We start from the raw sequence: 25,489 nt of genomic DNA, 5'->3' as shown, positions 1-25,489 counted from the left end.
ACCTGCATGGATCTGCTCGCTTCCGAGGGTGTCGGCGATCCCTCGCCGATCGTCTCGCTGTTCTGGATCGCGCTCATCGCGGTGGTCGCACCGCTGCTGTCGCGGCTGGTGCGCGGGTATCTGCCGGATGTGGTGATCCTGCTGGTGGCCGGGGCGGTGGTCGGACCGCACGTGCTCGGGTGGGCGAGCAGCGCGGGCGGGGTCGACCTGGTCAGCGAGTTGGGCCTGGGGATGCTGTTCCTGCTGGCGGGCTACGAGCTCGATCCGCGGTTGCTGCGCGGCCGCTCCGGGCGGACGGCGTGGGTGGTGTGGATCGTGTGTCTGCTGTTCGCGTTCGTGATCGTCATGGTGGCGACGGACACCTCCAACGGCACCCGCGTCGCGGTCGCGATCGCGTTGACCTCCACCGCGCTCGGCACCCTGCTGCCGATTCTGAAGCAGGCGGGAATCCTCGACTCGCGGCTGGGCCGGGCGGTGATGACGCACGGCGCGGTGGGCGAGCTGGGGCCCATCGTGGCGATGTCGGTGCTGCTCACCAGTCGCGATGCGGGCAGCGCGGTGGTGGTCGTCGTGATGTTCGTGGTGGCGGCCGTGGTGGTCGGATTCGTGCCGGTGCGGATGTTCGATCGCATGCCGGATCTGGGCGCCGGGCTGGCCAAGCTGGGCGGTGGCACGTCGCAGCTGCCCGTGCGCGGGGTGGTGCTGCTGCTGTTGGTGCTGATGGTGGTCGCCGAGGTCTTCGATCTGGACGTGGTCCTCGGCGCGTTCGCCGCGGGCATGATTCTGCGGCGGCTCATCGCGGCGGGGCATCCGGATGTGGACTCGTCGCTCGAGGCCATCGGGTACGGATTGCTGATCCCGGTGTTCTTCGTGGTGTCGGGCATGGGCATCGATGTGGCGGCGGTCGGCCGGAATCCGGCACTGTGGTTGTGGTTCGTGGTCACCATCGCGATCGCCCGCGGGTTGCCCGTCTGGCTGAGTGAGCGGTTCGTGCCGCGCGCGGACACCCTGCCGACCGCCCGGGAACGCGTCGAATTGGCGCTCTTTGCCGCGACGGGCCTGCCGATCATCGTCGCGGTGACCCAGGTGGCCACCCAAACGGGCTTGCTGACCGCCGAGGTCGCCTCGATCCTGGTCGCGGCGGGCGCGACGACCGTTCTGGTGTTTCCGCTGGTCGCACGCCTGATCGGGGCGTCGGAGGCGAAGTCGGTCACACCCGCTCATGAATGAGCTTGCATAGTCGTGCATAATCATCACATGGTTGATTCGTCGGGAGGACCCGTGTTGCGGGTGGCGGTTGCCGGTGCGAGTGGATACGCCGGTGGCGAAGTGTTGCGTCTACTGCTCGGTCATCCCGAATACCGAGCGGGGCGCCTCGCGATCGGGGCGCTGACCGCCGGTTCCAACGCGGGTACCGCACTGGGCGCGCTGCAGCCGCATCTGCTGCCCCTGGCGGACCGGATTCTCGAGGAGACCACTCCCGAGGTCCTGGCCGGTCACGACATCGTGTTCCTCGGCCTCCCGCACGGTCAGTCCGGCGCCATCGCGGCGGCCCTGCCCGACGAGACCGTCATCATCGACTGCGGCGCCGACTACCGGCTCACCGACGCCGCCGCCTGGGAGAAGTACTACGGCAGCCCCCACGCGGGCAGCTGGCCCTACGGCCTGCCGGAACTGCCCGGCGGCCGGGCGAAGCTCACCGGTGCCCGCCGGATCGCCGTGCCCGGCTGCTACCCGACCGTGTCGAGTGTGGCGCTGGCCCCGGCGATCGCCGCCGGGATCATCGAGCCCGCGGTGAATGTCGTTGCCGTGAGCGGTACTTCGGGTGCCGGCCGCAAGCTCGATGTCGGTCTGCTCGGTTCCGAGGTGATGGGCAGCGTTCGGGCCTACAGCGTCGCGGGCGCGCACCGGCACACCCCGGAGATCGCGCAGAACCTGAAAGCCGCGGGCGGCGTGGATGTCTCGGTGTCGTTCACCCCGGTGCTGGCGCCGATGCCGCGCGGCATCCTCGCCACCTGCACCGCCCCGGTGAAGGTCGACGCCGCGCAGGCACGCGCCGTCTATGAAAAAGCCTATGCCGATGAACCTTTCGTGCACCTGCTGCCCGAAGGCGTACTGCCGCAGACCGGTTCGGTGCTCGGATCCAACGCCATCACTCTGCAGGTCACCGTCGACGCCGACGCGGGTCTGCTCGTGGTGATCGGCGCGATCGACAACTTGACCAAGGGCACCGCGGGCGCCGCGGTGCAATCGATGAATCTGGCCGTCGGATTCGACGAGACCGCAGGACTTTCCACCGTAGGAGTGGCACCGTGACGACCCCTGATCCGCAGACCCCGGACCACGGCAAACTGATCCACACCCAGGGCGTCACCGCGCCACTGGGATTCCGCGCGGCGGGCATCGCGGCCGGTATCAAGGCCAGCGGCAAGCCCGACCTCGCGCTGGTGCTCAACGAGGGCCCCGAATACGCGGCGGCCGGCGTCTTCACCAGCAACCAGGTCAAGGCCGCGCCGGTGCTGTGGTCGCAGCAGGTGCTGAAGACCGGTCATCTGCGCGCGGTGATCCTGAACTCCGGTGGCGCGAACGCCTGCACCGGCCACGGCGGTTTCCAGGACACCCACAAGACCGCCGAGGAACTCGCCGCGGCACTGAGCAATTGGGGCACCGAGACCGGTGCGGGCGAGATCGCGGTCTGCTCCACCGGTCTCATCGGTGACCGCCTGCCGATGGACAAGCTCGTCCCGGCGATCACCGAGATCGTGCACGAGATGGGCGGCGGCATGTCGGGTGGCTCCGACGCCGCCCACGCCATCATGACCACCGACACCGTGCCGAAGGAGTCGGCATTCCACAGCGAGGACAAGTGGAATGTGGGCGGCATGGCCAAGGGCGCGGGCATGCTCGCGCCGTCGCTGGCCACCATGCTCGTCGTGCTCACGACCGACGCCGTGGCAACACCGGAGCAGCTCGATTCCGCCCTGCGCAAGGCCACGAAATACACCTTCGACCGGCTCGACGTCGACGGTTCCTGCTCCACCAACGACACCGTGCTGCTGCTGGCCAACGGCGCCAGCGGCGTCGCGCCCGCGCAGGAGGATCTCGACGCCGCGGTGTTCACCGTGTGTGACGACCTGGCCGCGCAGCTGATGGCCGACGCCGAGGGCGTCACCAAGCGGGTCCAGGTCACCGTCACCGGCGCAGCCTCCGAGGACGAGGCGCTCACCGTCGCCCGCGCGGTCGCCCGCGACAGTCTGGTCAAGACCGCGCTGTTCGGCTCCGACCCGAACTGGGGTCGCGTGCTCGCCGCCGTCGGCATCGCACCGGTGACCCTCGACCCGAACCGGATCGCGGTGTCGTTCAACGGCAATCCGGTCTGCGTCGACAGTGTCGGCGCGCCCGGCGCCCGCGAGGTCGACCTGTCCGGCGAGGACGTCGACGTGCTGATCGAGCTCAATGTCGGGGAGGGCACCGCGATGGTGCGCACCACCGACCTCTCGCACGCCTACGTCGAAGAGAACTCGGCGTACAGCTCATGAGTAACAGTGTGGTGCACACTCTTTCGGCGCTGGACAAGGCGCACGTGCTCGCCGATGCGCTGCCGTGGCTGCAGAAGTTCCGCGACAAGATCGTGGTCGTGAAGTACGGCGGCAACGCCATGGTCGACGACGAACTCAAGTCGGCCTTCGCCGCCGACATGGCCTTCCTGCGCACCGTCGGCGTGCATCCCGTAGTCGTGCACGGTGGTGGCCCGCAGATCAACGCCATGCTGAAAAGGCTGGGCATGGAAGGCGAATTCCGCGGCGGGTTCCGCGTCACCACCCCCGAGGTGATGGACGTGGTCCGGATGGTGCTGTTCGGTCAGGTGGGCCGTGAGCTCGTCGGGCTGATCAACGCGCACGGCCCGTACGCGGTCGGGATCTCCGGCGAGGACGCGCACCTGTTCACCGCCACCCGGCGCACCGTCGCCGTCGAGGGCGTCGCCACCGACATCGGCCTGGTCGGCGACGTCACCGAGGTCAACCCCGGCGCCGTGCTCGACCTGATCGACGCGGGCCGCATCCCGGTGGTCTCCACCATCGCCCCCGACGCCGACGGCGTGGTGCACAACATCAACGCCGACACCGCCGCCGCCGCACTGGCCGAGGGCATCGGCGCGGAGAAGCTCGTGGTGCTCACCGACGTCGAGGGCCTCTACACCGACTGGCCGGACCGCTCCTCGCTGACCAGCCGGATCGACGCCGACGCGTTGGCGAAGTTGCTGCCGCGCCTGGATGCGGGCATGGTGCCGAAGATGGAAGCGTGTCTGCGCGCCGTGCTCGGCGGGGTCCCCAGTGCCCACGTGATCGACGGGCGCGTCCCGCATTCGGTACTACTGGAGCTGTTCACCGGAGAAGGAATCGGAACCATGGTGACCCCCGCCGGGTCGCCGGATGGAACGCAATCATGAGCGAAACAGAGATGCTGCAGCAGCGGTGGTCGGCCGCGATGATGGACAACTACGGCACCCCGAAGGTCGCGCTGGTGCGCGGCGCCGGTGCGGTGCTCTACGACGCCGATGGCAAGCGCTACATCGACTTCCTCGGTGGCATCGCGGTCAACAGCCTCGGCCACGCCCACCCCGCCATCCTGGAAGCGGTCACCCAGCAACTGGGCACGCTCGGCCACGTGTCGAACCTGTACGTCAGCGAGCCCGTGATCGAGCTGGCCGAGAAGCTCCTGGCCCACTTCGGCGACGGTGAGGGCAAGGCGTTCTTCTGCAACTCCGGCACCGAGGCCAACGAGGCCGCGTTCAAGATCGCGCGGCTCACCGGGCGGTCCAAGATCGTCGCCGCCGAGGAGGCGTTCCACGGACGCACCATGGGCGCGCTCGCCCTGACCGGTCAGCCTGCCAAGCGGACACCGTTCGAGCCGATGCCGCCCGGCGTCGTGCACGTGCCCTACGGTGACGCCGCCGCGCTCGAAGCCGTGGTCGATTCCGACACCGCCGCGGTCTTCCTCGAGCCGATGATGGGGGAGAGCGGTGTGGTCGTCCCGCCGTTCGACTATCTCGCCAAGGCGCGGGAGATCACGTCCAGGGCCGGGGCGCTGCTGATCCTCGATGAGGTCCAGACCGGAATCGGGCGCACCGGAACATTTTTCGCGCACCAGGCGGCGGGCATCGTGCCCGACGCGATCACCCTGGCCAAGGGGCTCGGCGGCGGCCTGCCGATCGGCGCGGTGCTGGCCCAGGGCCGCGCCGCCGAACTGCTCACGCCGGGTCTGCACGGCACCACCTTCGGCGGCAATCCCGTCTGTGCGGCAGCGGCTTTGGCCGTGCTGCGCACGATCGACTCCGATAACCTGCTGACCCACGTGGAGTGGGTGGGCAAGAAGCTCAGCGACGGCATCGCGTTGCTCGAGCATCCGGAGATCGACCACGTGCGTGGTGCGGGTCTGCTCATCGGCATCGTGCTGAAGAACGATATCTCCGCGTACGTCGACGAACGGGCGCGCGAGGCCGGCTACCTGCTGAACCCCGCCAAGCCCAACGTGATCCGGTTGGCGCCACCCCTGGTGCTCACCGAAACCCAGGCCGACAATTTCGTCGCCGACCTGCCCGAGATCCTCGACAAGGCCGCCGCCGATGCTAAGGGAGCGACCAAGTGACCCTGCGTCATTTCTTGCGCGACGACGATGTGACGCAGGCCGAACAGGCCGAGATCCTCGCCATCGCCGCCGAATTGAAGAAGGACCCCTTCGCGCACCGGCCGCTCGACGGCCCGCGCGGAGTCGGGGTGATCTTCGAGAAGAACTCCACCCGCACCCGCTTCTCGTTCGAGCTGGGCATCGCTCAGCTCGGCGGGCATGCGGTGGTCGTCGACGGTCGCGACACCCAGCTGGGTCGTGAGGAGACCCTCGGCGACACCGGCAGCGTGCTCTCGCGCTACGTCGACGCCATCGTGTGGCGGACCTTCGAACAGTCCCGCCTCGACGAGATGGCCGTCACCGCGACGGTTCCCGTGGTGAACGCGCTGTCCAACGAGTTCCACCCTTGTCAGGTGCTCGCCGATCTGCAGACGATCAGCGAGCGCAAGGGCTCGCTCGCAGGGCTGAACCTCACCTACTTCGGCGACGGCGCCAACAATATGGCCCACTCGCTGTTGCTCGGTGGCGTGACGGCGGGCATGAACGTGACCGTGGCCGCGCCCGCGGGCTTCGAACCGCTGCCGTGGATCCTGGACGCCGCCGCCAAGCGCGCCGCGGAAACCGGTGCGACCGTGTCGGTCACGGGCGACCCGGTGGTCGGCGCGACCGGCGCGGACGTGCTCGTCACCGACACCTGGACCTCCATGGGGCAGGAGAACGACGGTCTCGACCGCGTCGGCCCGTTCCGCCCGTTCCAGCTGAACACCGAGCTGCTCGCCCACGCGACTCCGGAAGTGATTGTGCTGCACTGTCTTCCGGCGCACCGGGGCGAAGAGATCACCGACGAGGTGCTCGACGGTGGGCACAGTGTGGTCTGGGACGAAGCCGAGAATCGCCTGCACGCGCAGAAGGCGCTGCTGGTGTGGCTGCTCGCGAAAGCCGCCGCGTGAGACCGCGAACCGGGGCCGGCGTGGGGGCTGGGCGATGAGCGCGCCCGAAAAGGGCTCGCCCGCGATCGCTCGCACTCGCGCCGGCCGCCAGTCACGCATCATCGAACTGCTGACCTCGCATTCGGTCCGCAGTCAGACCGAACTCGCCGCGCTGCTGTCGGCCGAGGGGATCGAGACCACCCAGGCCACCCTGTCGCGTGACCTCGACGAACTCGGCGCGGTGAAACTGCGCGCGGCCGACGGTGGCGCGGGCGTCTACATCGTCCCCGAGGACGGCAGCCCCGTGCGTGGGGTCACCGGCGGCACCGGCCGCCTGTCCAAACTTCTCGGTGACCTGCTCGTCTCCACCGACGCCAGCGGCAACCTCGCCGTCCTGCGCACCCCGCCCGGCGCCGCCCACTTCCTGGCCAGCGCCCTCGACCGCGCCGCCCTGCCCTACATCGTCGGCACGATCGCCGGCGACGACACCATCGCCGTCATCGCCCGCGAGCCGCTCACCGGCGCCGAACTGGCGGCGAAAATCGAAGACCTGGCCTGAGCGCCGCTAGCGCTGGGCGCGAAGGCCGGCCAGCGCCACGTCGGTGAGCAGTGGGGCGGACTCCGGGGCGGCCTGGCAGCCCGCGCCGATGCCGTGGCCGAGGCGCAGGATGTCGCGGGGGCTCACCTCGGGGCGGATCTCGCCTGCCTCCTGTACCGGGATCAGAACGCTGCCCGCGGCCTCGGCCAGCAGGGCGGAGCAGGCGGCGAAAGTGTCCGAGGTTCGGTCGATGGCGGCTTTGAGAGTGGTTGCCAGGCCGTGCTTTTCGAGAATGTAGGTGACGAGTTCGCCGAACCAGGCGTCGAACGCGTCGAGGGGGGCGTGCGTTCGGCGTAGTTCGTCTGCCCGTGCGGCGAGTGTCTCGATATTGGCGCGATACACCGCTTCCATCAGCGTGGTGCGATTCGGGAAGTGGCGATACAGCGTTCCGGGACCGACCCCCGCGCGTCGCGCGATGTCGTCCAGCGGTGCGTCGGTGCCGTGCTCGGCGAACGCGTCGCGGGCGCAGTCGACGATGCGCTCGTAATTGCGGCGTGCGTCGGCGCGCATCGGCCGCGACGGTGCGTCCACAAGATCCTCCACTGGAAACGGATGAAGTCTCCGTTTAGTCTTGCGGAACCGGAGACTTTCTCCCTATGCTAACTCTGCCATAAACGGAGAGTCTCTCCGTTTGAGTTCCTTGTTGATGGAGCGTTCTTGACTGCCCCCACACTCTCCGAAATCGACCGGGTCGAACGCGTTCGGCCACGGATCGTCCTGGTCACCCTGCTGACCTGTCAGCTCATGATCATTCTCGACATCACCGTGATGAATGTGGCGCTGCCGCACATCAGGACCGACCTGGAGTTCAGCGCGACCGGCCTGTCCTGGGTGATGAACTCCTACACGCTCGTCTTCGGCGGCCTGTTGCTGCTCGGCGGCCGCGCGGGCGACCTGTTCGGCAGGCGCACCATGTTCATAGGGGGCGTGGTGCTGTTCACCGTGGCCTCGCTGGCCGGTGGCCTGGCGCCGTCGGCCGGGTGGTTGCTCGCGGCCCGTGTGCTCCAGGGCATCGGCGGCGCCATGGCCGGGCCGAATACCCTTGCGCTACTGACCACTACGTTCACCGAGCCCAAGGCTCGAATCCGGGTGCTCGCCCTGTTCTCCGGGATGTCCAGCGCCGGATTCGCGATCGGCTTGATCGTCGGCGGGTTGCTCACGGAATGGTTCGGCTGGCGCTCGGTGCTGTTCATCAATGTGCCGTTCGGCCTGGTCATCGCAGTACTCGCACTGCGGTACCTGCCTGATTTGCCGCGTCGCGCCGCTCGGCTCGACCTGCCGGGCGCGGTGACGGCGACCGCGGGCGTGGCCGCCCTGGTCTACGGTTTCATCAGTGCCGCCTCGCACGGTTGGGGCGCGGCGGGCACCGACATCTGGCTCGCGGTCGGGGTGGCCCTGCTGGCGGCGTTCATCGCGATCGAACTGCGTGCGCCGCAACCGCTTCTGCCACTGCACCTGTTCGCCGACCGCAATCGCGCCGCCGCCTACCTGAACATGTTCCTCGGCCCGATGGCGGGCATGTCGATGTTCTTCTTCCTCACCCAGTATCTGCAAGATGTGCTGGGGATGAGTTCGCTGGCAACAGGTTTCGCGTTCCTGCCGACGGCGGTGCTGATGTTCGCGATGATCCGACTGATCCCGCGGCTGCTGGCGCGTTTCGGACCCAAGCCGGTGACGTTGACCGGCGCCGTCGCCATGGTCACCGGACTCGTGCTGCTGACCAGGCTTTCGGAGGACTCCGGCTACTTCCCCCTGCTGTTCGTGGCGATGGTCGCGATGGGCTGCGGTATCGGGCTGGCGTTCTCGCCGCTGAACGTGATCATCATGTCCACGGTCTCGCCCGACGAGGCGGGTGCGGCGGGCGGCGCCCTGCAGACCATGCAGCAGACCGGCGGCGCGCTGGGCTTGGCGATCCTGGTGACGATCTTCGGCACCGCCGCGCGCGACGCGGGCGGTTCACCGACCCACGCCCTGGTCGGCGGCATGACCGCCGCCTTCGCGGCAGCCGCAGTCATCGCCGCCCTGACCTTCCTGGTCGCGCTCACCTTCCGCAGCGTCCGCTCGCCGCGGTGAGCGCACGCGACCTGTGCCGAGGTGCCAGAGCGCGGCGTAGGCGGCCCAGGCGACAACTGTCGCGCGGGCCGCACCGACGATCGTGTGTCGGATCAGGTCGTAGGTACTGACCCGGGTGACCGGGTCGTCGACGGCGAGTGCCGCACCGATGACCGGCGCGACGAGCAGCACGGCGACGACGGCCCGGTGCGTCCACGTGGGTGGGCGAACCTTGCGCCGGGTGCGGCGCACCACGAGGTAGGTGAGGACCGCCGTTCCGGCGAGAGAGGAGAGATAGCCGAGGACGTTGTAGGTCTTGTGCGGCTCGATGACCGACGTCCGCAACAGAGCCGAGTGCTGGACCACGAAACCTGTTGTCTGAGTGAAAGAATCCCAGACCACGTGTGTCGCGGCACCGAGTACCAGGGCGGTGACCGTCGAAACCGCCGCGAGCCCCGCTGATCTGGGATCAGGGGACGAGGCGGGCGCCAGGCCGAGAAGCGCCGAGGCCGGGCCGGCGGAAAGCCGGAAAGCGACGAGTAGCACCAGGCCGATCAGCAGGTCCCAGCACAGAACGCCGACAACCGAGTGGGTGGTGGTGCCGGACAGGGGACCGGGCAGGTAGTAGACGACGTCGGGGGCGATGGATCCCGCGACGAGTGCGGGAAGGGGGAGATATCGAGCGAAGGGCAGCACCGCGACGGGATGGGCGAACGTGATCGGCACGCAATCACCGTAATCGGCGGTGGTGCTGGGCTACTCGGGCTGCGGAGTCGTTCGGTTCCGCGACAGGCGTTGCCATGTCCAGTCGACGTGGACATCGAGCGGAGAGTCGGGTGTGACCATCCGTGGTGCGGTTGTCAGGCCGTTGGGTGGGCCGGACTGGGCCTCCACCGACAGGGATTGCTCCGGCAGGGTCCAGACGACTACGTCGTGGACGGGGCTGGTGATGGTGAATGCCAGGAATCCGGGCCAGGTGAGGCGGGCGAGAACGCCGTCGGGCATGCCGAAGCAGTCGTCCCACGGTGGCGGCGTCGGCGCGATCTTGCGGCCGGTGGGCAGGTAGTCGTCGCCGCGTTCGTACTGCCATGCCGGGTCGAAATCGAGCCGCACCGGCCCGGTCGCGGGCGGGACTTCGCGCAGGAACCACGGATGCCAGCCGCCCTGGGCGGGGAAGGCGTCGTGGTCGGTGGCGATGCGCATCGCCAGGGTGAGGCCGGTGTCGGTGAGGGTGAACGTCTGGGTGACCGTGCCCGCGAACGGCCACGGATCACCGAGGCGATGGCTGATCGTCGCCTCGGTCGGCGAAGCCGCGACCACCTCCCACACTCCGTCGCGGGCGGTGCCGTGAATGCTGTGCGGCGGGTTGTTGATCGGCATCTGATACGTGTGGTCGCCGACGGTCAGTTCGCCGTCGCCGAGCCGACCTGCCCACGGCGCCATGACGAAACAGCCGGTGCCCGGATCCTGCCGGAGCAGTTCGGTGCCGTCGACGGTCAGGCTGTGGATCGCGCCGCCGTCGCCGGGGACGATCGTGAGACCCGCGGAGCCAACATCGAGCCGCACATCGTCGGTCATGATTCGCACACTAGCCGCGTGACTATGTCGTCAGCGGTAACTCACGCCGAAAGCTGGGATGTGGTCTTCAGTTGAACGGGTACTGCCCGCCGCCCGCGCCGCCACCGCGATTATTCGGCGTGGCGATGTCGATGATGTTCTGGACCAGCTCGACGACTGCTCTACCGACATCGAGAACACCGTTGCCGAGGGTCGAGAATTCCTGCGCGATGTAGTGGAGCATCTTGTTCGTCCTCACGTGTGGCGAGCCGAATAGTGCTCTCCCAGAGTGCCACAGGTGAGGAGTCAGGAGTTGAGGAAGTTCAGGATCAGCAGGGTCAGTGGGGCGGTGATCTCGAAGACGGCACGGCCGACATAGAGGCCGAGGGCGGCGCCTGCCTCGTAATTGTCGGAGAGGAACTGCAGGACTTCATCCATGATGTGCTCCCTGGATTCGAGGTCGGTGAGTCAGGCGAAGAATCCCTGGAGCAGGGGAGTGCCGAGGTCGATGACAGCCTTGGCCACCGTCAGGCTGAGGTTCCCGAGTCCGATGACAACCGTTCCGATCAGGTCGTAGTTGGCCTCGGCGAAATCACGTAGCGACTGCATGATGGCTCTCCTTCGGTCCCGACCTGATGGCTATCTGCTGTGACCAGCGTCTCATAGCCGAGAGTACTCGCCAAGGGCTGCGATGGTGTCGTCGCAGGTGATCGGCTATTTCGTCGGCGTAGGTCCGAGGCTGTACCCCCCGGTTATGAATGAGATTGCATCATCATGCATAATCATTTGTAGCAACGGCGTGAGCCGACCGGCGGCCGGAGCATCCATACTGCTCAGGGCAGCCCTTTTACGTACCAGACTTCGAGGAGCACAACAGACATGTCCGATCGCGTCGTACTCGCCTACTCCGGTGGGCTTGACACCTCCGTCGCCATCAGCTGGATCGCGAAGGAGACCGGTTCCGAGGTGGTGGCCGTGGCCATCGACCTGGGCCAGGGCGGCGAGGACATGAGCGCGATCCGACAGCGCGCACTGGACTGCGGCGCCGTGGAGGCCATTGTGGTCGACGCGCGCGACGAGTTCGCCGACGAGTACTGCCTGCCCACCATCCAGGCCAACGCCATGTACATGGGCCAGTACCCGCTCGTCTCGGCCATCAGCCGCCCGCTGATCGTCAAGCACCTGGTCGAGGCCGCGAAGTTCCACAACGCCACCACCGTCTCGCACGGCTGCACCGGCAAGGGCAACGACCAGGTCCGCTTCGAGGTCGGCATCGGCGCGCTCGCGCCCGACCTCGAGGTCATCGCCCCGGTCCGCGACTACGCCTGGACCCGGGAGAAGGCCATCGCCTTCGCCGAGCAGAACAGCCTGCCGATCAACGTCACCAAGAAGTCGCCGTTCTCCATCGACCAGAACGTGTGGGGCCGCGCGGTCGAGACCGGGTTCCTCGAGGACCTGTGGAACGCGCCCACCAAGGACGTCTACGACTACACCGCCGACCCGACGGTGAACTTCGAGGCGCCCGACGAGGTCATCATCACCTTCGAGAAGGGTGTGCCGGTTGCCATCGACGGCCGTCCCGTCTCGGTGCTGCAGGCCATCGAGGAGATGAACACCCGCGCCGGCCGTCAGGGCGTGGGCCGTCTCGACATGGTCGAGGACCGCCTCGTCGGTATCAAGAGCCGCGAGATCTACGAGGCGCCGGGCGCCATCGCGCTGATCACCGCGCACCAGGCGCTCGAAGCCGTCACCGTCGAGCGCGAGCTGGCCCGCTACAAGCGGCAGGTCGAGCAGCGCTGGGGCGAGCTGGCCTACGACGGCCTGTGGTTCTCCCCGCTCAAGCGCGCACTCGACGCCTTCATCTCCGACACCCAGCAGACCGTCACCGGCGAGATCCGGATGGTGCTGCACGGCGGGTCCGCGGTGGTCAACGGCCGTCGCTCCGAGCAGTCGCTCTACGACTTCAACCTGGCCACCTACGACGAGGGCGACACCTTCGACCAGTCGCTGGCCAAGGGCTTCGTGCAGATCCACGGCCTGTCCTCCAAGGTCGCCGCCCGCCGCGACCTGAACCAGAAGTAAGCACGCCCGCCGCCTTCCCGCCTCCCCGCGACTTCTGCTGGTCGTAGGGGGGCGGTTGGCGTCGGTTCCGGGCTCGCCTGAGGTGTACATCTGTTCTGGGCGTGCCCGATGAGTTACCCATGTTCTCGCTAGATCAGTTGGCAACCGTAGGCTCGATTCGGTTGCCCTTCGTGCGCTGGCAGCCGATGTGCGACTGTGAGCGCGACCGCCTATACCCAGGAGAGGGCACACGATGACCCATAGTGGAACCAACGAAGGTGCGCTCTGGGGTGGGCGATTCGCTTCCGGGCCGGCCGAGGCGATGGCGGCGCTGAGCAAGTCGACCCATTTCGACTGGGTGCTGGCGCCCTATGACATTCGCGCCTCCAAGGCGCACGCTCGGGTGCTGCACAAGGCCGGGCTGCTCGCCGACGAGGATCTGCCCGCCATGCTGGCCGGTCTGGACGCGCTCGCCGCCGATGTCGCCTCGGGTGCCTATGGCCCCGCCGACTCCGACGAGGATGTGCACGGTGCGCTCGAGCGTGGGCTGATCGAGCGGGTCGGGACCGAGCTCGGTGGTCGGCTGCGGGCCGGTCGTTCGCGCAATGACCAGGTGGCGACCCTGTTCCGGATGTGGCTGCGCGACGGTGTGCGTCGCGTCGCCGCCGGTGTGCTCGACGTGGTCGACGCGCTGGTCGCGCAGGCCGCCGCGCATCCCGACGCCGTGATGCCGGGCAAGACCCACCTCCAGGCTGCCCAGCCGGTACTGCTCTCGCATCACCTGCTCGCCCACGCGCATCCGCTGCTGCGCGATCTGGAACGCCTGCGCGACTTCGACAAGCGCGCCGCCATCTCCCCGTACGGTTCGGGCGCGCTGGCCGGTTCCTCGCTGGGCCTCGATCCCGAGCAGATCGCCGCCGAACTGGACTTCACCGCCTCCGCCGCCAATTCGATCGACGCCACCTCCTCGCGTGACTTCGCCGCCGAGGCCGCCTTCGTGCTGGCCATGATCGGCGTCGATCTGAGCCGGATGGCCGAAGAGGTCATCATCTGGAGCACACCGGAATTCGGCTACGTGACCTTGGCCGACGCCTGGTCCACCGGTTCGTCGATCATGCCGCAGAAGAAGAACCCCGATGTCTCCGAGCTCACCCGTGGCAAGGCGGGCCGCCTGATCGGCAACCTGACCGGCCTGCTCGCCACGCTGAAAGCCCAACCGCTGGCGTACAACCGGGACCTGCAGGAAGACAAAGAGCCGGTCTTCGACTCGGTCGCCCAGCTCGAACTGCTCCTGCCCGCCATCGCGGGCCTGGTCGCCACCCTGACCTTTCACACCGACCGGATGGCCGAACTCGCACCCGCCGGGTTCACCCTCGCCACCGATATCGCGGAATGGATGGTGCGCCGAGGTGTTCCGTTCCGCGTCGCCCACGAAGCGGCCGGTGCGTGCGTGCGCGTCGCCGAGGCGCGCGGTGTCGGTCTCGACGAGCTGACCGACGAGGAGTTCGCCGCCGTCGACCCCGCGCTCACCGCCGGTGTGCGCGAGGTGCTCACGGTGCAGGGTTCGATCGCCTCGCGTAACGCGCGGGGTGGCACCGCCGGTGTGCGTGTGGCCGAACAGCTCGACGAGGTCCGCAAGACCGCGGACGACGCTCGCGCCTGGTTGAGCTGAGGCGGGGAGGTGGTGACTTCACCCACCACCTGCTTGCCAAGAGATTGCCGGTGTGACAACTTGGCAGTGAGCCCGAACGGGGCTCCCGGACGAGGGTAGCCGTACCCGGAACGCGACAAGACGGCCACAGGAGGCTCGTCATGTCGTGGATTCTGCTCGTCATCTCCGGTGTACTGGAAGCAGTGTGGGCCACCGCGCTGGGCCGGACCGAAGGGTTCACCCGGCTCGTCCCGACCGTGGTTTTCGGCGTAGCCCTGGCAGCCAGCATGACCGGGCTGGCGCTGGCCATGCGTGATCTCCCCGTCGGCACCGCGTACGCGGTCTGGGTGGGCATCGGCGCCGTCCTGACCGTCGTCTATGCCATGGTCACCGGCGCGGAAGCTTTCTCGGTCGTGAAGGCCGTGTTCCTGGTGATGATCGTCGCCGGTGTGGTCGGGCTGAAAATGGCGCACTGACGCGGTGATCCCCGGGCGCGTGGTGCGGGAACCCGGTGCGCGCACGGGGTTCTAGAGCTCGGCGTGTACGCGGAAACCCGAGTCACGCAGTGCGTCCAGAACGTCGTCGCGGTGCGCGGAGCCGCGGGTTTCCACGGTGAGCGACACCTCGACCTCGTCGACGGCCAGCCACGGCCCCGTTCGCGAGTGCACGACATCCACCACGCTCGCGCCGGCGCGCCCGACCACGGCGAGCAGCGCGGACAGGGCGCCTGGCCGGTCGTCGATCGTCACGTGCATGGCCAGGTAGCGGCCCGCGGCGCTGAGACCGTGGCCGATCACGCGCGTGAGTAACAGCGGGTCGATATTCCCGCCCGACAAGATGGTCACCACCGGGCCGGGCAGATCTTCGAGAGCGGAGGTGAGCAAGGCGGCCACGCCCGCCGCACCCGCGGGTTCGACGACGAGTTTGGCCCGTTCCAGGCAGAGCAACAGGGCCCTGGACAGGGCGTCCTCGTCGACGGTGACGATCTCGGACACCAGTTCGGCGACATGGGCGAAGGGCACCGCGCCGGGTAGTCCGACCGCGATACCGTCGGCCATCGTCGACATCCGTGGCACCCGGACCGGCCTGCCCGCCGCCAGCGAATCCGGCCACGCCGCCGCCTCGGCCGCCTGCACGCCGATCACCCGGACATTCGGCGCCAGCGCGTGCAACGCCACCGCGACACCCGCGAGCAACCCGCCACCACCGGTGGGCACGACGACCGTGCCCACCTCGGGAACCTGCTCGAGGATTTCCAGCGCGACCGTCGCCTGTCCGGCGACGATGTCGGGATGATCGAAAGGATGGATCAGGGTCGCGCCGGTCCGATCGGCGAATTCCTGTGCGGCATCCAAGGATTCGTCGATCGTGTCGCCCACCAGATGCACGTCGGCACCGTAGGCGCGCGTCGCGACGAGCTTCGGCAACGAGGCCCCGACCGGCATGAACACCGTCGAGGCGATCCCGAGCTCGCTCGCCGCCCACGCCACCCCCTGCGCATGGTTGCCGGCGCTGGCTGCCACCACGCCCCGCGCGCGATCCGCCGCCGGGAGATGGGCTATCCGGTTGTAGGCCCCGCGCGGTTTGAACGACCCGGTCCGCTGCAGGTTCTCGCATTTGAGCAACACCTGCGTACCCGCCCGCTCCGACAACACCCGCGACCCCACGATCGGTGTCCGTCGAATCACCGGCGCCAGCAATCGCGCGGCTTCCTCGATCCGCTCCAGTCCCACGGTCTCCATCGGCCACATGGTGCCAGGTTCGGCATCGCCAGTCGGGTATCCCGGGGTTGCGTCCATTTTGTGCAGTGATCAACCGCCCGGCGAGTGGCTCAGCGCAGTTGCGAGGACTTCGCGATGTTGTGGGCGATGGTGCCGAGGCGGGTGAGGCGGGCGTCGCCGAGCGGGGTGAGTTTGCCGCCGAGACGATTGGTGACGAAGGCCAGGGAGAGGCCGGTTTCGGGATCGGCGAAGGCGCCGGAGCCGCCGAGGCCGAAGTGGCCGAAGGCGGAGATCGGGTCGGCCTTGGAGGGTTTCATCGGGACGCCGTGGAAGCCCATGGCCCAGGGGATGCGGAACGCCAGGACGTAGTCGGGGGTGAAGACCTGGCGCGCGGCGAAGCGGGGGATCGAGCCGGGGGAGAGGATGCGGGTGCCGTCGAGTTCGCCGCCGTTGGCCAGGGCGGCATACACGCGGGCGAGCGCGCGGGCGGAGAAGACACCGTTCACGCCGGGCATCACCGAATCGTGGACGCGCTCATCGACGATCAGGTCGGCGAACCCGCGCGGGGTGGTCTCCGCGGCGGCGGCGAAACGGGTACGGGTGAGCAGATCGGAGCCGGTGTCCCAGTCCATGCCCGCGGCGCGCAGGCGCGGGAAGGTGGTGGCGATGCGGTGGCGCTGATCGTGCGGCACCCGGAACCAGAGTTCTTCGGCATCGAGAGGTTCGGCCAGTTCGGTGCGCACCACATCGACGAATGCGCGGCCGGTCACCCGCGCGACGATCTCGGCGGCCAAGTGCCCGTAGCTGATTCCGTGATAGCCGCTGGTGACCCGATGCCGCGGATCGGGAGTGGCGGCGGCCAGCGCGGCGGTGACGGCAGCGTCATCGAGGAAACGCTCGATCGGCCCGGGCAGCAGGCCACGCAGCCGGTGCAGGCCGGCGCGGTGGGTGAGTACATCGCGCACGGTGATGGCGGCCTTGCCCGCCGCGGCGAACTCCGGCCAGTACTCGGCGACCGGGCTGTCGTAGTCGAGCTGTCCCCGATCGGCCAGCTGATGAATCACGGTGGAGGCCACGCCTTTTCCGGTGGAGAAGCCCAGCGCCACCGAGTCCGCCGTCCACGGCACACCAGGGCTCGCGTAGCCCGCCCACACATCGACGACGGGCTCGCCGTGCAGATACACGCACAGTGCGCCACCGCCGTGCGAGGGCTTGCGGAACAGATGGTCGAAGACGGTGACCAAGCGGACGAAACGGCGATCCACCGACTGCGCTGTCGAAACTCCCATCCTTCGAGCATGCCATCACACACTAGGGACCGGTCGGTACGGTGATCGTTTCCTAACTGTCACACCGAACACCGCGCACGCAATACGCGGTCCATAGCATGCTTGCATGCCCCCGAGACGACGATCGGCGCTGCTCGCAAGGCTTGTGGTCGATGAGCCAGGCCGACCGCAAGTGATTCTGGGCGAACTGCGCCGGGTGATCCTCGACGGCGCCGTACCGCCGTGCACCGTGATCCCGCTGCGCGAAGTCGCCGAGCTGTTCGGGGTGAGTCACATCCCGGTCCGTGAGGCGCTCAAGACGCTGATCGGGGAGGGCCTGGTCACCCACCGTCAGCAGCGCGGCTACCAGGTGGCCCAGCTCACCGCCCGTGAACTGCGCGAAATGTACATCGTGCGTGACACTTTGGAGACGGCATCACTCGCCGCGGCCGCGCTGCACGCCGACGAGGCCGAACGCGCGCACCTGCTCGCGGTGAACGACCTGCTCGAACGCGCCATCCTCGACGACGATCCCGAGTCGTACCAGCGTCAGTCCCGCAGCTTCCACGTAGCGCTGACGCGGCCGTCACGGATGTTCCGGCTGCTGTACATGCTCGAAGCCGCGTGGAATGTCACCGAGCCGGTGCAGTCGATGGTCCACATCGACCGACTCGACCGCGAGCGCCTGCACATCGACCACATCGCCATGCTCGACGCGTTTCTCGCCCGCGATGTCGACCGACTGCTCGTGGCCGCCGAGGAACACCACCGCAGGCTGGAAACCGTGGTCGCGACCCTGCCGACCGATACCGGGCTGCTCGCGCCGGAAGATATATCTTCGGTGCAATAGGCGCGAAATTCCCGGGAAACCGCTGGGCAATTGCTGATACTTACCGTCTGTTCAGCAGATGTACCCTTTCGGACGGGAACGATCATGACCGACACCCTTACGTCCTCGGCGGTTCCCGCCGGTGAACCGCCCACGTACGACCCGCGGCTGACGAACGAGGATCTGGCGCCGCTGCGCAAGCAGAGCTGGGGCACTTACAATATCTTCGCGTTCTGGATGTCAGACGTGCACAGTGTCGGCGGATATGTCACGGCGGGAAGCCTTTTCGCACTCGGACTGGCCAGTTGGCAAGTGCTCGCCGCACTGCTCATCGGCATCACCATCGTGTACTTCTTCTGCAATCTGGTGGCGAAACCCAGTCAGATGACCGGGGTGCCCTATCCGGTGATCTGCCGCAGTGCGTTCGGCGTGCTCGGCGCGAATATCCCCGCGATCATCCGCGGTCTGATCGCGGTGGCCTGGTACGGCATTCAGACTTTCCTCGCGTCGGCGGCGCTGGATGTCGTTCTGGTGAAACTGTTTCCGGGATTGGCGCCCTACGCCGTCACCGCCGACTACGGGTTCCTCGGACTGTCGGCCCTGGGCTGGGGCAGCTTCCTGCTGCTGTGGGTGGTGCAGGCGTGCGTGTTCTGGCGCGGCATGGAATCGATCCGCAAGTTCATCGACTTCTGCGGTCCCGCCGTCTACGTCGTCATGTTCCTGCTCTGCGGCTACCTCATCGCGAAGGCGGGCTGGAGTGCCATCGACCTGAAACTCGGCGATGTGAAATACACCGGCTGGGCGTCGGTGCCGGTGATGCTCGGCGCGATCGCACTCGTCGTGTCGTATTTCTCGGGGCCGATGCTCAATTTCGGTGACTTCTCCCGATACGGCAAGAGCTTCGCCGCGGTGAAGAAGGGGAACTTCCTCGGGCTTCCGGTGAATTTCCTGGTCTTCTCGGTACTGGTGGTGGTCACCGCCTCCCTGACCTTGCCGGTGTACGGCGAGCTCATCACCGATCCGGTCGCCACCGTCGCCGAGATCGATTCCACTTTCGCGATCGTGCTCGGCGCACTCACCTTCACGGTCGCCACCATCGGGATCAATATCGTCGCGAACTTCATCTCGCCGGCTTTCGATTTCTCGAACGTCAGTCCGCAGCGGATCAGCTGGCGGGCGGGCGGCATGATCGCGGCGGTCGGTTCCGTGCTGATCACCCCCTGGAATCTGTACAACAATCCTGACGTCATCCACTACACCCTCGAGGTTCTCGGGGCCTTCATCGGACCGCTGTTCGGGGTGCTGATCTGCGATTACTACTTGGTGCGCAAGCAGAAGGTGGTCGTCGACGACCTGTTCACGATGTCGGAGCAGGGGACGTATTACTACGCGAAGGGCTATCACCCGGCCGCGATCATCGCGACCGCGGTGGCCGCCGCGGTGGCGGTGTTCCCGGTGCTGGCCAACAGCCTGCCCGGCATGCACTCCGCCGCCCAATACAGCTGGTTCATCGGGTGCGGCATCGGCTTCGCCGTCTACTACCTGCTGACGGGCGCCGCGCGGGCGGCCGCTGCCGAGGAGGTCGGTGTCTGATGCGCATCCGGGTCGTCAACCCGAACACCACGCGGGCGATGACCGACACGATCGAGCAGTGTGCGCTGGCCGTCGCGGGCCGGGGCACACTGCTCGACGCGGTCACCTCCGAGATCGGGCCCGCTTCGATCGAGAGCCACTACGACGAGGCGATGAGCGTGCCGGGCCTGCTCGCCGCGATCCGGCAGGGCGAGGCCGACGGTGTGGACGGGTATGTCATCGCCTGCTTCGGTGATCCGGGCCTGGACGCCGCACGGGAACTGGCGGCGGGGCCGGTGATCGGGATCGCCGAGGCGGCCATGCACACCGCGAGTCATCTCGGCCGCGGATTCAGTGTCGTCACGACGCTCGGCCGCACCATCGGGCGAGCGGCCGATCTCGCGGAACACTATGGGATGCAACGGTTCTGCCGGGGCATCCACGCGTGCGAGATCCCGGTACTCGCCCTCGACACCGACCCGGACGCGCGCAAGATCGTCACCGAGGCGTGCCGGGTCGCCGTCGCGCAGGACGGGTCAGATGCTGTGGTGCTCGGGTGCGCCGGAATGGCGGAGCTGTGCGCGCACATTCGCGGCGAGATCGGGGTGCCGGTGATCGACGGCGTCGCGGCGGCGACATTGACCGTGCAGTCGCTGCTGACGATGGGCCTGCACAAGTCGGGTAGGGGAGAGTTCGCGACGCCGCCGCCGAAGACCTACGCGGGACTGCTGGAATCCTTCGGTTCGTGAATGCCGCTCAGACGCCGGCGGTCTCGGTGCTCAGCGCGTTCAGCACCGCGGTGAGATCGTCGACGTCGACGACCAGACGGGTGAAGTCCGGCCCGTCCAGGTCGATCCGCACGGCGCTGCCGCCGAAAGTGGTGTCCCAGAACTCTTTGCGGCCCTTGCCTCGGTAGACGCCCGCGGCGATCACGCCGGGGATGAAGGTGCCGGGCGCGCGGACCCACGGGGGCCGCAGGTCCACTTCGGCGGTGGCGATCTCGGTGATCGCGGCGCGGTCGATCACGACCTGCTGGCGCAGGGCGAGCAGGCGATGCCCACCGAGCACATTGACCGTCACCGTGTCGTCGTTGATCTCGACCTCGACCATCGCTACCTCACTCGCCATCGTGCGGACCGTTCGATGTCCAGTTTCGCCGGGCGGCCTGGTCACGGACTGTGGTGAGCCTGTGAGTTCCCCAAGGAACTCGGAACCATCTACAAATATAGATATGCGCATCTAACCGGTTGATCGCCACGGGGGCACCCGAGACGAGAAAGAAAACAGGGACAGCCGGGTCAGCGCTCGTGTGCCTGGTCGGCGATCTCGAGCACCTGGGACAGCCACGGCGTGAACTTGCCGGGGTTCGCCGCCAGATCCGCACGCACCTCCTGCGGGGGGATCCACGCCCAGCGGGCGATCTCGGCCGAGTCCGGCCGCGGCGGCACGTCGCCGACCACACCGATCAAGACGTGGTCGTACTCGTGCTCGACACGGCCGGTCTTCTCGTCGCCGGCGAGATAGGTGAACACGCCGACCTTCGTGAGCTCGGCCGCCATCCCGAACTCCTCGCGCAACCGGATCGCGGCGGCCTCGACAACGCTCTGACCCGGCAGCGGATGCCCACAGCAGGTGTTTGCCCACTGCAGCGGGAACCGGGTCTTCACCGCCGCGCGCTGCTGGAGCAGGACGTGTCCGTGCGAGTCGAACAGCAGCACGGAGAAGGCGCGGTGGAGCGTGCCCGGTGGCCGATGGGCATCGGCCACCGAGCACGCTCCGATCGCCGCGCCTGATTCGTCGACCAACTCGACGAGCATGGTTTCGCGGTCGGTCGACGGGTCGGCGAGCTTCTCGGTCACCTGGCCACCTTATCGGCGACGATCATCAGGTATTGGAAGCTGCCCTCGCGGTAGGCGGTGAGGAACGGCTGCTCGACGCCGGTGGCGAGCTCGGAATGGGTGCGCAACTCCCAATACGGGATGGTGTCGGGCGTGAGGTCGACGACCGTGGTGGGGACGAGGCCGCTGTCGGACAGTGCGCGGAAGTACTCGCTGCGCGGATGGATCATGCAGCCGTAGTGCGCGTCGATCCAGCTGACCGAGGCGGACCGGCCGCCGGTGACATCGTTGGAGCAGCCGGTGATGCACACGTAGCGCCCACCCGGTTGGAGCACGCGAGCGAATTCGTCGAAGAGATCGAAAAGGTCGACGTACATGGTGGTTTCGTTGGTCCAGATGGCCCGCGCCGACTCGTCGACGAAGCCGGTGTCGAGCATGTTGCGGAAGTGGAACCCGACCCGCTCGGTCACGCCGCGGGCCTCGGCCTGATCGTTGGCGAAGCCGACTTGGTACTCGGAGATGCTGACGCCGTCGACATGGCAGCCGAAACGATCGGCGGCCATGAAACTCGTGCCGCCGCGGCCCGAGCCGCCGTCGATCAGCCGGTCGTCGGGGGTGATGGCGCCGAGGTTGTCGAGCAGATAGTCGGCCTGGGCCGTCTCGAGGCGGTGCAGTTCGCGCACGATCCGTTCCTGCCGGGTCTTCTCGGGGCCTTCCAGCACCGACCAATCGGGTTCGCCGATGCCGTAGTGGTGGTGGTAGAGGCCGTCGACCTTGCCCAGTTCGGTATTGACCCGGTCGTCGTTGGGATTGTTGTTCCAGTACGCGGCGACCGAACGCTGATAGGTGGTGCGCAGGACCGAGCGGTCGGGGGTGTTGACGATGGTCATCTGTCGTCCTCTCCTGGTGCGATGTCGTGGTAGCGGCGGCTGCCCGCGTGCCAGGCGCGGCTGCCGCCCATCCAGGCCCACAGCCCGGCCAGGAAGCGGCGCAGCTGGGGTGAGCCCGAGGCGGCGAGGGGGGCCGCCTCCCGTTCGAAGCGATGCATCAGTTCGTCGTGGATCTGGGCGGTGCGCAGCACGGCATCGGCCCGGCTGCAGCCTTCCTCGGCGGCCAGGACCGTCGGCAGATTGAACTCCCTGCCGCCCGAAAGGTCCTCGCGCGCCATCGAATACAGGTCGTTCACCATCTGGGCGGCCAGCGCGGCGGTGGTGGTCACCCGCCGCACCGCCGGGTCGGCGTAGTCGGCGGCGGTGAGTTCGTAGCCGCCGACGGCGTCGATCGGTGCCATGCACGGCAGGAAACTGTGTGGCTGCCGGTTGGTCAGGTACTCCCAGACCGGCGGCATCCGGTCCGCGGTGCGCCAGCCCGCTTCGGCGCCGAGCGCGATGAACCACCCCGCGATCTCGGTGCGTAACCGGGTCAGCTGCGCCGGGCTCGCGTACCCCGCCAGGTGCGCGAACGAGGTGCGGAACGCGCGCAGGATCGGGTCGGCCTGCATGGCCTGTTCCAGCCTGGGTGCGTATCGCGTGGGCAGGTGGGCCGGATCCATCGCGGCGGCGGCCAATTCGAGCCGCGGCCCGAGTTCGGCGGCGGCGCTGGACGGCGTGCCGTCGGGTGCGGTGTCGCCAGGGGCGTCCTCCTCGCAGTAGTAGTCGTCGACCGACCATTCCGCCACCGCGCAGCGTGCGGCGGCCAGCAGCCGGTCGGGATCGTCGCAATCGGGATGGGCGAGCATGATCAGCCGGCCGAAGTCGGCCTTGGCGAGCTCGTCGAGCCGGCCTTCGTAGAGGCCGATCTCGGCGGCCCAGGCGAGCAGACCCGCGTTGACGGCCTCGGCGAGCGCCGGGTCATCGCGCTCGGGAGGTGGGCAGTAGAGAGCGGGAATCGGCTGTTGCCCAGCGGAATTCGCCGTCTCCGCAGGGGGTGCGACAGGCGATTTCTGTGCCGGGAACAATCGCAGGCCTGAAGTGCCGATCCCGGTCGGGCCGCGAAGACGACGCGGCGTGACCGAGCCGGTGGCCGCATCGGGTGTGCGTCGGGGGAGCGTCGCGGTGCCGGAGAACAGGTCGGCCGGGGCGGCGGCACCGTGCAACAGGGCCGCCACCGCGACAGCCAGATCGCCTGCCGCGATCGGGGCGCCGACCCTGGTGAGGATGGACACGGTCCGCGCCGATCAGTCGGCGCGGCGCGCGACGAGCACGTCGTCCAGCACGCCGAGCGCATCGGGAACGAGGACGGCCGCGGAGTAATAGCAGCTCACCAGGTACGACATGATCGATTGGTCGTCGATCTGCTTGAACCGGACGTTGAGGCTCGGCTCGTATTCGTCGGGAATGCCCGTCTGATGCAGACCAACGACGCCCTGATCCTTCTCACCGATGCGCATCGCCATGATCGATGTGGTCTGGGTGTCGCTGACCGGGATCTTGCCGCACGGCAGCAGGGGGACGCCGCGCCAAGCGGGCACCCGGTGCCCCTGGTACTCCACGGGATCGGGATACAGACCGCGGCGCGAACACTCGCGACCGAACGCGGCGATCGCTTTCGGATGTGCGAGAAAGAATTTGGTGCCGCGCCGCATGCTGAGCAGCTCGTCCATGTCGTCGGGGGTCGGCGCGCCGGATTCGGTGGTGATGCGCTGTTTGAGGTCGCAGTTGTGCAGCAGCCCGAACTCGGAATTGTTCACCAGGTCGTGCTCGCGTCGCTCGTAGAGCGCTTCGACGGTGAGCCGCAGCTGCTGGTCGACCTGGTTCATCGGATCGTTGAACAGGTCGGCGACGCGGGTGTGGACCCGCAGCACGCTCTGGGCCAGACTGAGTTCGTATTCGCGGGGACTGGCGTCGTAGTCGACGAAAGTGCCCTCGAGCAGCGGTTCGCCGGAGTGGCCGGAGGAGATCTCGATGTCGGCTTCACCCTTGGAGTTCTGGAGCCGGCTCGACCGCTGGGCCGCTTCGGCGCGGATCTGATCCAGCTCCGGGTTCAGCTCGAGAAATTGCTCGAATTGTTGTCTCGGCAGGCAGAGAATGGTGGTTCTGGTCACCGTCTTCACTGTGTCCGGCCAGATCGCCGAAGGCTCGGTGAGCATTTCCTCGCCGTAGTAGTCGCCGCCGGACAGCAGACCGAGTTTGGTCGACTCGCCGTATTGACCGGAGCCGAGCCGGGCGAGTTTTCCGTGCACGACGAGGATGACCTGATCCATCGGATTACCGAATTCGGCGACCACCGTTCCCGGATCGAGGTCGTATTGCACGAATTTTTCCGCGAGCGGGCGCAGGAGTTCGTCGTCGTCGATATGGCGCAGCGGCGGAAGCTCGCGGAGTTCCTGCGGAATCACCCTGGCCCGTGACCCGTCGACGACGAATTCCACTTCGCCGTTGCCGACGGTGTGGGTGAGCCTGCGGTTGACCCGGTAGATACCGCCCGCGACCTGCACCCATGGCAGGGCGCGTGACAGCCAGCGCGAGCTGATGCCCTGCATCTGCGGTTCGGATTTGGTGGTGTGCGTCAGCTTGTGCGCAGCCGTGGTGCTCAGGCTCTTGCGCACGGAATTGTCTGTGGGCAACGGCATTTCGATGGTCATGAGATATGTCCTCACCTCGGGACGGAAACCGGCACGGCCGATCGACCTGTGTGGCGCGACAATGCGCGACAGGCTCGGGTGTGGGTAATGGTGCGAAGCGAATGGTCCTGCGCGGATAACCGGGCGTGTGAAACGGTGTTACACGAAATCTGATGCGTGTCAGTACGTTCCGGACGATTACGATGGTAGGTGGTTGCGGTGG

Annotated in this window: 27 protein-coding genes and 1 riboswitch; of the genes, 14 read left to right on the top strand and 13 right to left on the bottom strand. The window is 67.7% G+C overall.

Going from position 1 to position 25,489, the window contains the following annotated elements:
- The first annotated feature begins 6 nt into the window (after positions 1 to 6).
- From ACWFRF_RS30930 to ACWFRF_RS30900, 7 genes are read left to right on the top strand one after another with little or no spacing between them, the layout of a single operon-like run.
- Positions 7 to 1,230: a cation:proton antiporter gene (locus tag ACWFRF_RS30930; RefSeq protein WP_379314010.1), complete on the top strand. Its 1,224-nt coding sequence runs from the start codon at positions 7 to 9 to the stop codon at positions 1,228 to 1,230.
- 27 nt (positions 1,231 to 1,257) lie between these two features.
- The gene (argC, locus tag ACWFRF_RS30925) at positions 1,258 to 2,316 is read left to right on the top strand and encodes an N-acetyl-gamma-glutamyl-phosphate reductase (protein ID WP_452453647.1); all 1,059 of its coding nucleotides are present in this window, start codon (positions 1,258 to 1,260) and stop codon (positions 2,314 to 2,316) included.
- A complete protein-coding gene (gene argJ / locus ACWFRF_RS30920; protein WP_449971011.1) occupies positions 2,313 to 3,539 on the top strand; it encodes a bifunctional glutamate N-acetyltransferase/amino-acid acetyltransferase ArgJ in 1,227 nt (408 codons plus the stop codon). Before argC ends, argJ begins: the two co-directional genes overlap by 4 nt.
- On the top strand, positions 3,536 to 4,450 hold the full coding sequence (gene argB, locus ACWFRF_RS30915; protein ID WP_452453645.1) for an acetylglutamate kinase: 915 nt from the start codon (positions 3,536 to 3,538) through the stop codon (positions 4,448 to 4,450). The genes argJ and argB overlap by 4 nt, the downstream gene beginning before the upstream one ends.
- Positions 4,447 to 5,649, top strand: coding sequence for an acetylornithine transaminase (locus ACWFRF_RS30910; protein ID WP_452453643.1), 1,203 nt, complete (start codon positions 4,447 to 4,449; stop codon positions 5,647 to 5,649). Before argB ends, ACWFRF_RS30910 begins: the two co-directional genes overlap by 4 nt.
- Positions 5,646 to 6,578, top strand: coding sequence for an ornithine carbamoyltransferase (gene argF / locus ACWFRF_RS30905; RefSeq protein ID WP_378994221.1), 933 nt, complete (start codon positions 5,646 to 5,648; stop codon positions 6,576 to 6,578). The genes ACWFRF_RS30910 and argF overlap by 4 nt, the downstream gene beginning before the upstream one ends.
- 34 nt (positions 6,579 to 6,612) lie before the next feature.
- Complete coding sequence (locus ACWFRF_RS30900) at positions 6,613 to 7,116, top strand: arginine repressor (RefSeq protein WP_056824335.1); 504 nt, start codon at positions 6,613 to 6,615, stop codon at positions 7,114 to 7,116.
- A 6-nt stretch (positions 7,117 to 7,122) separates the two neighbouring features.
- Here ACWFRF_RS30900 and ACWFRF_RS30895 read toward each other — a convergent pair whose 3' ends face one another.
- The gene (locus ACWFRF_RS30895; protein WP_379314395.1) at positions 7,123 to 7,686 is read right to left on the bottom strand and encodes a TetR/AcrR family transcriptional regulator; all 564 of its coding nucleotides are present in this window, start codon (positions 7,684 to 7,686) and stop codon (positions 7,123 to 7,125) included.
- A gap of 126 nt (positions 7,687 to 7,812) precedes the next feature.
- On the opposite strand from ACWFRF_RS30895, the gene ACWFRF_RS30890 reads away from it, so the two are divergent.
- A complete protein-coding gene (locus ACWFRF_RS30890) occupies positions 7,813 to 9,228 on the top strand; it encodes an MFS transporter (RefSeq protein WP_452453641.1) in 1,416 nt (471 codons plus the stop codon).
- On the opposite strand, the gene ACWFRF_RS30885 is transcribed toward ACWFRF_RS30890, so the two are convergent.
- The 5 genes from ACWFRF_RS30885 to ACWFRF_RS30865 form a co-directional block, all read right to left on the bottom strand.
- A complete protein-coding gene (locus tag ACWFRF_RS30885) occupies positions 9,112 to 9,933 on the bottom strand; it encodes a DUF4184 family protein (protein WP_452453639.1) in 822 nt (273 codons plus the stop codon). The genes ACWFRF_RS30890 and ACWFRF_RS30885 overlap by 117 nt on opposite strands.
- A 30-nt stretch (positions 9,934 to 9,963) precedes the next feature.
- The gene (locus tag ACWFRF_RS30880; protein WP_452453637.1) at positions 9,964 to 10,785 is read right to left on the bottom strand and encodes an aldose epimerase family protein; all 822 of its coding nucleotides are present in this window, start codon (positions 10,783 to 10,785) and stop codon (positions 9,964 to 9,966) included.
- A gap of 67 nt (positions 10,786 to 10,852) precedes the next feature.
- Complete coding sequence (locus ACWFRF_RS30875; protein ID WP_378994231.1) at positions 10,853 to 11,008, bottom strand: hypothetical protein; 156 nt, start codon at positions 11,006 to 11,008, stop codon at positions 10,853 to 10,855.
- A 62-nt stretch (positions 11,009 to 11,070) separates the two neighbouring features.
- Complete coding sequence (locus ACWFRF_RS30870; protein WP_255284563.1) at positions 11,071 to 11,202, bottom strand: hypothetical protein; 132 nt, start codon at positions 11,200 to 11,202, stop codon at positions 11,071 to 11,073.
- Positions 11,203 to 11,232: 30 nt separating this feature from the next.
- Complete coding sequence (locus tag ACWFRF_RS30865; protein ID WP_266287497.1) at positions 11,233 to 11,373, bottom strand: hypothetical protein; 141 nt, start codon at positions 11,371 to 11,373, stop codon at positions 11,233 to 11,235.
- Positions 11,374 to 11,643: 270 nt separating this feature from the next.
- Between ACWFRF_RS30865 and ACWFRF_RS30860 the strand changes: the two genes are divergently transcribed.
- The 3 genes from ACWFRF_RS30860 to ACWFRF_RS30850 all read left to right on the top strand — a co-directional run bounded on the left by ACWFRF_RS30860 (position 11,644) and on the right by ACWFRF_RS30850 (position 14,952).
- Complete coding sequence (locus tag ACWFRF_RS30860; RefSeq protein WP_378994234.1) at positions 11,644 to 12,846, top strand: argininosuccinate synthase; 1,203 nt, start codon at positions 11,644 to 11,646, stop codon at positions 12,844 to 12,846.
- A 232-nt stretch (positions 12,847 to 13,078) separates the two neighbouring features.
- Positions 13,079 to 14,497 carry an argininosuccinate lyase gene (gene argH / locus ACWFRF_RS30855; protein ID WP_378636916.1) on the top strand — a complete coding sequence of 473 codons (1,419 nt, stop codon included), beginning with the start codon at positions 13,079 to 13,081 and terminating at the stop codon, positions 14,495 to 14,497.
- Between the two features lie 65 nt (positions 14,498 to 14,562).
- Positions 14,563 to 14,627, top strand: a riboswitch (guanidine-III (ykkC-III) riboswitch).
- 10 nt (positions 14,628 to 14,637) lie between these two features.
- Entirely contained in the window at positions 14,638 to 14,952 is a 315-nt protein-coding gene (locus ACWFRF_RS30850) for a DMT family transporter (protein ID WP_358114922.1), read from the top strand.
- Between the two features lie 51 nt (positions 14,953 to 15,003).
- On the opposite strand, the gene ilvA is transcribed toward ACWFRF_RS30850, so the two are convergent.
- Both ilvA and ACWFRF_RS30840 read right to left on the bottom strand, forming a co-directional pair.
- Positions 15,004 to 16,227 (bottom strand): threonine ammonia-lyase, encoded by a 1,224-nt coding sequence (gene ilvA / locus ACWFRF_RS30845; protein WP_452453727.1) that lies wholly within the window; start codon positions 16,225 to 16,227, stop codon positions 15,004 to 15,006.
- An 80-nt stretch (positions 16,228 to 16,307) separates the two neighbouring features.
- The gene (locus ACWFRF_RS30840) at positions 16,308 to 17,486 is read right to left on the bottom strand and encodes a serine hydrolase domain-containing protein (RefSeq protein WP_452453634.1); all 1,179 of its coding nucleotides are present in this window, start codon (positions 17,484 to 17,486) and stop codon (positions 16,308 to 16,310) included.
- Positions 17,487 to 17,592: 106 nt separating this feature from the next.
- On the opposite strand from ACWFRF_RS30840, the gene ACWFRF_RS30835 reads away from it, so the two are divergent.
- The 3 genes from ACWFRF_RS30835 to ACWFRF_RS30825 all read left to right on the top strand — a co-directional run bounded on the left by ACWFRF_RS30835 (position 17,593) and on the right by ACWFRF_RS30825 (position 20,615).
- Positions 17,593 to 18,315 carry a GntR family transcriptional regulator gene (locus tag ACWFRF_RS30835; protein ID WP_378636910.1) on the top strand — a complete coding sequence of 241 codons (723 nt, stop codon included), beginning with the start codon at positions 17,593 to 17,595 and terminating at the stop codon, positions 18,313 to 18,315.
- Positions 18,316 to 18,399: 84 nt separating this feature from the next.
- Positions 18,400 to 19,887 carry an NCS1 family nucleobase:cation symporter-1 gene (locus ACWFRF_RS30830; RefSeq protein WP_378994241.1) on the top strand — a complete coding sequence of 496 codons (1,488 nt, stop codon included), beginning with the start codon at positions 18,400 to 18,402 and terminating at the stop codon, positions 19,885 to 19,887.
- On the top strand, positions 19,887 to 20,615 hold the full coding sequence (locus ACWFRF_RS30825; RefSeq protein WP_452453632.1) for an aspartate/glutamate racemase family protein: 729 nt from the start codon (positions 19,887 to 19,889) through the stop codon (positions 20,613 to 20,615). The genes ACWFRF_RS30830 and ACWFRF_RS30825 overlap by 1 nt, the downstream gene beginning before the upstream one ends.
- 7 nt (positions 20,616 to 20,622) lie before the next feature.
- Here the strand turns inward: ACWFRF_RS30825 and ACWFRF_RS30820 are convergent, their stop codons facing one another.
- The 5 genes from ACWFRF_RS30820 to ACWFRF_RS30800 form a co-directional block, all read right to left on the bottom strand.
- On the bottom strand, positions 20,623 to 20,994 hold the full coding sequence (locus ACWFRF_RS30820; protein ID WP_379314312.1) for a hypothetical protein: 372 nt from the start codon (positions 20,992 to 20,994) through the stop codon (positions 20,623 to 20,625).
- Between the two features lie 170 nt (positions 20,995 to 21,164).
- On the bottom strand, positions 21,165 to 21,725 hold the full coding sequence (gene idi / locus ACWFRF_RS30815) for an isopentenyl-diphosphate Delta-isomerase (protein ID WP_452453630.1): 561 nt from the start codon (positions 21,723 to 21,725) through the stop codon (positions 21,165 to 21,167).
- On the bottom strand, positions 21,722 to 22,594 hold the full coding sequence (locus tag ACWFRF_RS30810) for a geranyl diphosphate 2-C-methyltransferase (RefSeq protein ID WP_452453629.1): 873 nt from the start codon (positions 22,592 to 22,594) through the stop codon (positions 21,722 to 21,724). The genes idi and ACWFRF_RS30810 overlap by 4 nt, the downstream gene beginning before the upstream one ends.
- Complete coding sequence (locus tag ACWFRF_RS30805) at positions 22,591 to 23,868, bottom strand: family 2 encapsulin nanocompartment cargo protein terpene cyclase (protein ID WP_452453627.1); 1,278 nt, start codon at positions 23,866 to 23,868, stop codon at positions 22,591 to 22,593. The genes ACWFRF_RS30810 and ACWFRF_RS30805 overlap by 4 nt, the downstream gene beginning before the upstream one ends.
- Positions 23,869 to 23,880: 12 nt before the next feature.
- Complete coding sequence (locus ACWFRF_RS30800; protein WP_452453625.1) at positions 23,881 to 25,287, bottom strand: family 2B encapsulin nanocompartment shell protein; 1,407 nt, start codon at positions 25,285 to 25,287, stop codon at positions 23,881 to 23,883.
- Positions 25,288 to 25,489 lie beyond the last annotated feature (202 nt).

It is taken from the genome of Nocardia sp. NPDC055165, from assembly GCF_053606985.1.
This window is presented reverse-complemented; position numbering and strand designations above follow the sequence as displayed.

What these genes read in the sequence shown, in the direction of transcription:
- ACWFRF_RS30930 (WP_379314010.1), top strand. Translation starts at nt 7, where the DNA reads ATGGATCTGCTCGCTTCCGAGGGTGTCGGCGATCCCTCGCCGATCGTC.
- argC (WP_452453647.1), top strand. Translation starts at nt 1,258, where the DNA reads ATGGTTGATTCGTCGGGAGGACCCGTGTTGCGGGTGGCGGTTGCCGGT.
- argB (WP_452453645.1), top strand. Translation starts at nt 3,536, where the DNA reads ATGAGTAACAGTGTGGTGCACACTCTTTCGGCGCTGGACAAGGCGCAC.
- ACWFRF_RS30910 (WP_452453643.1), top strand. Translation starts at nt 4,447, where the DNA reads ATGAGCGAAACAGAGATGCTGCAGCAGCGGTGGTCGGCCGCGATGATG.
- ACWFRF_RS30900 (WP_056824335.1), top strand. Translation starts at nt 6,613, where the DNA reads ATGAGCGCGCCCGAAAAGGGCTCGCCCGCGATCGCTCGCACTCGCGCC.
- ACWFRF_RS30880 (WP_452453637.1), bottom strand. Translation starts at nt 10,785, where the DNA reads ATGACCGACGATGTGCGGCTCGATGTTGGCTCCGCGGGTCTCACGATC.
- ACWFRF_RS30875 (WP_378994231.1), bottom strand. Translation starts at nt 11,008, where the DNA reads ATGCTCCACTACATCGCGCAGGAATTCTCGACCCTCGGCAACGGTGTT.
- ACWFRF_RS30870 (WP_255284563.1), bottom strand. Translation starts at nt 11,202, where the DNA reads ATGGATGAAGTCCTGCAGTTCCTCTCCGACAATTACGAGGCAGGCGCC.
- ACWFRF_RS30865 (WP_266287497.1), bottom strand. Translation starts at nt 11,373, where the DNA reads ATGCAGTCGCTACGTGATTTCGCCGAGGCCAACTACGACCTGATCGGA.
- ACWFRF_RS30860 (WP_378994234.1), top strand. Translation starts at nt 11,644, where the DNA reads ATGTCCGATCGCGTCGTACTCGCCTACTCCGGTGGGCTTGACACCTCC.
- argH (WP_378636916.1), top strand. Translation starts at nt 13,079, where the DNA reads ATGACCCATAGTGGAACCAACGAAGGTGCGCTCTGGGGTGGGCGATTC.
- ACWFRF_RS30850 (WP_358114922.1), top strand. Translation starts at nt 14,638, where the DNA reads ATGTCGTGGATTCTGCTCGTCATCTCCGGTGTACTGGAAGCAGTGTGG.
- ilvA (WP_452453727.1), bottom strand. Translation starts at nt 16,227, where the DNA reads ATGTGGCCGATGGAGACCGTGGGACTGGAGCGGATCGAGGAAGCCGCG.
- ACWFRF_RS30840 (WP_452453634.1), bottom strand. Translation starts at nt 17,486, where the DNA reads ATGGGAGTTTCGACAGCGCAGTCGGTGGATCGCCGTTTCGTCCGCTTG.
- ACWFRF_RS30835 (WP_378636910.1), top strand. Translation starts at nt 17,593, where the DNA reads ATGCCCCCGAGACGACGATCGGCGCTGCTCGCAAGGCTTGTGGTCGAT.
- ACWFRF_RS30830 (WP_378994241.1), top strand. Translation starts at nt 18,400, where the DNA reads ATGACCGACACCCTTACGTCCTCGGCGGTTCCCGCCGGTGAACCGCCC.
- ACWFRF_RS30825 (WP_452453632.1), top strand. Translation starts at nt 19,887, where the DNA reads ATGCGCATCCGGGTCGTCAACCCGAACACCACGCGGGCGATGACCGAC.
- ACWFRF_RS30820 (WP_379314312.1), bottom strand. Translation starts at nt 20,994, where the DNA reads ATGGCGAGTGAGGTAGCGATGGTCGAGGTCGAGATCAACGACGACACG.
- ACWFRF_RS30810 (WP_452453629.1), bottom strand. Translation starts at nt 22,594, where the DNA reads ATGACCATCGTCAACACCCCCGACCGCTCGGTCCTGCGCACCACCTAT.
- ACWFRF_RS30800 (WP_452453625.1), bottom strand. Translation starts at nt 25,287, where the DNA reads ATGACCATCGAAATGCCGTTGCCCACAGACAATTCCGTGCGCAAGAGC.